Here is a 512-nt window from a genome sequence, read left to right as displayed (position 1 = left end):
TCCTGACGTTCTCGGACTTCAACTTCTCGGGCGCGGGCAAGGTGATGTACGCCTACGTCACCTACATCGGCCTAGAATTCGCCTACACCCTCATCGATACGTCGAAGGCGGCTTTGGTGAATACGATTACCGCGGACGGCGACGAGCGCGTCATCCTGAATTCGTGGCGCTCCGCCGGTGCGGCCATTGTCAACATCGTGCTCTCGGCGGTCACGATGCCGATCATCCTGTTCCTGGGCAATGATTCCGGCGCCTACCAGATCACGAACATGATCTACATCATCGTGTGCATCCCGCTGATCCTCGCCGGCTTCTTCCTGTGCAAGGAGACCGTGGTCGACGCGACCACGAGCGGCGAGAAGGTGAAGTTCTCGGAATCCATGGCCTCGCTGGTGAAGAACCCGATGCTGCTCCTGCTGGTGGTCTCGAGTGTGCTGGGCACGGCCGCCTCGCTGTCGCGTATCGGCACGCAGGTGTACTACTACCAGCATTCGCTGCAGCGTGCGGATCTC

1 protein-coding gene is annotated in these 512 nt (G+C 60.2%); it reads left to right on the top strand.

Annotation, left to right across the window (positions count from 1 at the left end; translation table 11 throughout):
- The coding region (locus OU11_RS03285; protein ID WP_033514500.1) for an MFS transporter at positions 1–512 on the top strand (512 nt) is incomplete at both ends.

This window comes from Bifidobacterium pullorum DSM 20433 (assembly GCF_000771405.1).
GTDB classification, from domain to species: domain Bacteria; phylum Actinomycetota; class Actinomycetes; order Actinomycetales; family Bifidobacteriaceae; genus Bifidobacterium; species Bifidobacterium pullorum.
This window is presented reverse-complemented; position numbering and strand designations above follow the sequence as displayed.